Origin of the sequence: Streptomyces sp. LaBMicrA B280, from assembly GCF_049222185.1 — a bacterium.
GTDB lineage: Bacteria > Actinomycetota > Actinomycetes > Streptomycetales > Streptomycetaceae > Streptomyces > Streptomyces murinus.
Genome location: NZ_JBMJCT010000073.1, coordinates 1 through 4,340 on the forward strand (window position 1 = coordinate 1; position 4,340 = coordinate 4,340).

Consider the following 4,340-nt stretch of genomic DNA (forward strand, 5'->3'; position numbering starts at 1 on the left):
GTCGTCGCGCAGGTCGCACGCGGGGACGAGGTGCTCGGCGCGGTCGCGGCGCACGACGTGGACGTGGCGCTGCTGGACATCGAGATGCCGGGCTGCACCGGCATCGAGGCCGCGGCGCGGGTCCACCGGGACTTCCCCCGGGTCAAGTTGGTGGTGCTGACCACCTTCGGGCGGCCCGGCTATCTGCGCAGCGCCATGGAGGCGGGCGCCGACGCCTTCCTGGTCAAGGACGCGCCCGCCGCCCAACTCGCCGCCGCCGTACGCAAGGTGCTCGCCGGGGAGCGGGTCATCGACCCCACGCTGGCCGCCGCCGCGCTCGCCGAGGGCGCGAACCCGCTCACCGAACGCGAGCGGGAGGTGCTGCGCGCCGCGGCCGACGGCTCCACCAACGCCGAACTGGCCAAGGCCCTGCACCTGTCCCAGGGCACGGTCCGCAACTACCTCTCCACGGCCATCCAGAAGCTCGCCGTCCGCAACCGGGCGGAGGCGGTGCGCACCGCGCGGGAGAAGGGCTGGCTCTAGAAGCCGCCTTCACGGGGGGTCAGTTGAGCTTGGAGCGGGCGGTGCGGGCCTGGTGCCGTACCCGCTCGGCGGCCGGTTCGTCGACGACCTCGATCAGCTCGGCGTACGCGTCCAGTTCGTCCGCACCCGCCGTGAACTGACCGCGCTGCACCAGCAGTTGGCCGCGCTCGTAGCGCAGCCGCGCCGGGTGGGCCGGGATCAGCAGCGACAGCTCCACCGCGCGCAGCGCCACGTCCGAGCGCTCGGGGCGGGCCGCGGCCCACGCGCGGATGTTGTTCAGGATCCGCTGGACCACCTCCAGCGGCGGCGCGGGCTCCAGCATTCCCGGGTCGAGCGGGGTGCCGGTCGCGCCGACCACGAGCAGCTCGGCGTCCGGCCCGGTGAGCACCCGTCCGCCCTCGAAGGGGTCGGCCAGCACCTGCTCCCCGGGCGCCCCGAACCCGATCACGAAGTGCCCCGGCAGCGCGACCCCGTACACCGGGGCCCCGGCCCGCCGGGCCACCTCCAGCCACACCACCGACAGCAGGATCGGCAGCCCGCGGCGGCGCCGCAGCACCTCGTGCAGCAGCGAGGACTCCAGGCGCTGGTAGTCGCCGGGCGTGCCGTGGAACTCGTAGCGCCCGCCGAGCAGCCGCCGCACTGCCTCGGCCCAGGCGCGGGGACCACCGGGCCGGTACGGCAGCTCGCCCGCGAGCCGGTCGAGCTGCGCCTGCGCGGTGTCGATCCCGGCCTCGTCCAGCGAGCCGTCCGCCTCCGCGCCGATCAGCAGGCACAGCGCCGCCAGGTCCGGCCGCTCGGACCGGGCCTCCTCGGCGAACCGCGCCCGCAGCTCGGCGGACCGCTCGGGCGGGGGCGGGTACGGGGGCGGCAGATACGGGTGGGACATGGCGGGTTCTCGCCCTTCCGGGAGGGTGGCTACGACGGGCCGTGAGCGGACGGTTCCTGCGGCTCCCGGAAGTGGTGGTAGGCGTGGTGCCGGGAGAAGCCCAGAGCGGTGTACAGGGCCCGTGCGGGCTCGTTGTCGCTCTCCACCTGGAGCCAGCCGGCCGAGGCGCCCTCGGCCAGCGCCCGGCGGGCGAGCGCGGCCATCACCTCGGTGGCGAGGCCCTGCCGCCGCCTTCCGGGGTCCACCTCGACGGCGGCGAAACCGGCCCACCGGCCGTCCACGACACACCGGCCGATCGCCGCCGGGGCCCCGCCCGGCTCGCCCGGCACGGTGGCGAACCACACCGAGGGGCCGCCCGAGAGCACCCGCAGGGCCACCTCGCTCACCCCCTTGCGCCGGTACCGCGCGAGCCACGCCTCGTCCGCCTCCCGGGCGAGCACCACGCCCGCGCCCTCGGGCCGGTCCGCGAGCGGGGCCAGCGCCCCGATCCACACCTCGGCGCTCACCTCCCGCACCCAGCCGCGCCGCTCCAGCTCCGCGCAGAGCAGTTCCTGCGTGCCCTCGGCGCCCGTCGCGGTCTGCACGTAGGCGGGCAGCCCGCGCTCGCCGTACCAGCGTCGTACGGCCGCGAGGGCCGCGTCGAGCGGACGCCCGGGATCACCCAGCGGCAGCACGCTGTTGGCGCGCCGCGTATACCCTCCGGCGGCCCTCAGCTCCCACTCGCCGAGCCGCTCGCTCTCCACCGGGCGCCAGCCGCGCGAGGTGACCCGCGCCAGCTCCTCGTAGCCCGCCGCCGGACCCCTGCGGCGCGCCGGGGCGGCCGGGACGACCTTTCCCGCCACGAGCGAGGTTTCCAAAAACCGGACGCTCGTAGCGCCCCGTTGTGTGATCATGAGCACGCCATGATCCCAAGATGTGAGAACGCCCACCGTGTCGGTGAACTTCTCCCGCGCCGCACCGGGTTCGCTCAACCGCCGTACGGAGACGCGTTTTCCCACGTCATCTGGGGTGATTCGGACTTCCAGGCGTCCTTGTGCCGAGATTTCCACCGGTCAGTTCACCCCTCCTGTTCGGATCATGCTCCGGAACGGAGATACTAGGGGCGGGCATCGACGACGCCGCGCTCCCGCGCGCCAGGCGGCGGAGCCTGAGGAGGCCCGCCAGCGCCCTATCGAGGAGGAACGACAGCGTGACCTACGTCATCGCGCAGCCTTGTGTCGACGTCAAGGACAAGGCGTGCATCGAAGAGTGCCCGGTCGACTGCATCTACGAGGGCCAGCGGTCCTTGTACATCCACCCGGACGAATGCGTCGACTGCGGCGCCTGTGAGCCGGTCTGCCCGGTCGAGGCGATCTTCTACGAGGACGACACTCCCGAGGAGTGGAAGGACTACTACAAGGCGAACGTCGAGTTCTTCGACGAGCTGGGCTCGCCCGGCGGCGCCAGCAAGCTGGGGCTGATCGAGCGCGACCACCCCTTCGTCGCCGCGCTGCCGCCGCAGGGCGAGTGACCGTTTAGCGCCCAAGCGGCCCGCGAACGCGCCGCCCCGGTCCCGTACGGCCCCGATCGCCGCCGTACGGGACCGAGGCGTTCGCCGCACCAGACGAAAGTGAGCCACTGATCGTGTCCGTTGTCTCCGACCGGCTTCCCACCTTTCCCTGGGACAAGCTGGAGCCGTACAAGAAGACGGCCGCGGCCCATCCGGACGGCATCGTCGACCTCTCCGTCGGCACCCCCGTCGACCCGGTCCCCGAGCTGGTCCAGAAGGCCCTGATCGACGCGGCCGACTCGCCGGGCTATCCGACCGTCTGGGGCACGCCCGCGCTGCGGGACGCGATCTGCGGCTGGCTGGAGCGCCGGCTGGGCGCCCGCGAGGTCACCCACCGGCATGTGCTGCCGGTCGTCGGCTCCAAGGAACTGGTGGCCTGGCTGCCGACCCAGCTGGGCCTCGGCCCCGGCGACCGGGTGGCCTACCCGCGCCTCGCCTATCCCACGTACGAGGTCGGCGCGCGCCTCGCCCGCGCCGGGTACGAGACGTACGACGACCCGCGCGACCTCGACCCGGCCGGTCTGAAGCTGCTCTGGCTGAACTCCCCGTCCAACCCGACGGGCAAGGTGCTGGCCAAGGAGGAGCTGACGGAGATCGTCGCCTGGGCCCGCGCCCACGGCGTCCTGATCGTCTCCGACGAGTGCTACCTGGAGCTGGGCTGGGAGGCCGACCCGGTCTCGGTGCTGCACCCGGACGTCAACGGCGGCTCCTACGACGGCATCGTCGCCGTCCACTCGCTCTCCAAGCGCTCCAACCTGGCCGGCTACCGCGCCGCCTTCGTCGCGGGCGACCCGGCCGTCCTGGGCCCGCTCCTGGAGATCCGCAAGCACGGCGGCATGATGACCTCCGCGCCGACCCAGGCCGCCGTCGTGGCCGCGCTGGGGGACGACGCCCATGTCCACGAGCAGCGGGCCCGCTACGCCGCCCGCCGCGAGGCGCTGCGCTCGGCCCTGCTGTCCCACGGCTTCCGCATCGAGCACAGCGAGGCCAGCCTCTACCTGTGGGCCACCCGCGACGAGCCCTGCTGGACCACCGTCGCGCACCTCGCGGACCTGGGCGTCCTGGTCGCCCCCGGCGACTTCTACGGCCCGGCGGGCGACACCTTCGTCCGCGTGGCGCTGACGGCGACGGACGAGCGGATCGCGGCGGCGGTCGCGCGGCTGTAGGTTCCGCGCCGCGCTACCTCCCGAGAACGCCGGACGGGGTCCAGGGGAACATTCCCCTGGACCCCGTTCACCGGTCGGTCCTGGCTCAGGTGAGGGGCAGGCCCTGCATCGGCAGGTTGGCGGTCGGCAGGCCGCCCTTCGTGGCACCGGCGGCCGCGTCGCCCAGGGCGTTGCCCGCGGCGCCGGCGACGCCGCCCGCGGCCTGCTGGGCCGCCGG

The 4,340-nt window shown here is 74.1% G+C and carries 5 protein-coding genes; 3 read left to right on the forward strand and 2 right to left on the reverse strand.

The features are described from left to right. The coding region (locus ACLF5H_RS37240) for a DNA-binding response regulator (protein ID WP_421680404.1) at positions 1 to 522 on the forward strand (522 nt) is incomplete at its 5' end. A 19-nt stretch (positions 523 to 541) separates the two neighbouring features. On the opposite strand, the gene ACLF5H_RS37245 is transcribed toward ACLF5H_RS37240, so the two are convergent. After that, on the reverse strand, positions 542 to 1,408 hold the full coding sequence (locus tag ACLF5H_RS37245) for a SirB1 family protein (protein WP_421680405.1): 867 nt from the start codon (positions 1,406 to 1,408) through the stop codon (positions 542 to 544). Positions 1,409 to 1,437: 29 nt separating this feature from the next. Then, positions 1,438 to 2,457, reverse strand: coding sequence for a GNAT family N-acetyltransferase (locus ACLF5H_RS37250; RefSeq protein ID WP_421680406.1), 1,020 nt, complete (start codon positions 2,455 to 2,457; stop codon positions 1,438 to 1,440). A gap of 140 nt (positions 2,458 to 2,597) precedes the next feature. On the opposite strand from ACLF5H_RS37250, the gene fdxA reads away from it, so the two are divergent. Beyond that, entirely contained in the window at positions 2,598 to 2,918 is a 321-nt protein-coding gene (fdxA, locus tag ACLF5H_RS37255) for a ferredoxin (protein ID WP_030746389.1), read from the forward strand. Between the two features lie 113 nt (positions 2,919 to 3,031). Further along, positions 3,032 to 4,123, forward strand: coding sequence for a bifunctional succinyldiaminopimelate transaminase/glutamate-prephenate aminotransferase (locus ACLF5H_RS37260; protein WP_421680407.1), 1,092 nt, complete (start codon positions 3,032 to 3,034; stop codon positions 4,121 to 4,123). Positions 4,124 to 4,340 lie beyond the last annotated feature (217 nt).

Bases quoted from the DNA above. Each gene is read 5' to 3' on its own strand.
- ACLF5H_RS37245 (WP_421680405.1), bottom strand. From the start codon at position 1,408: ATGTCCCACCCGTATCTGCCGCCCCCGTACCCGCCCCCGCCCGAGCGG.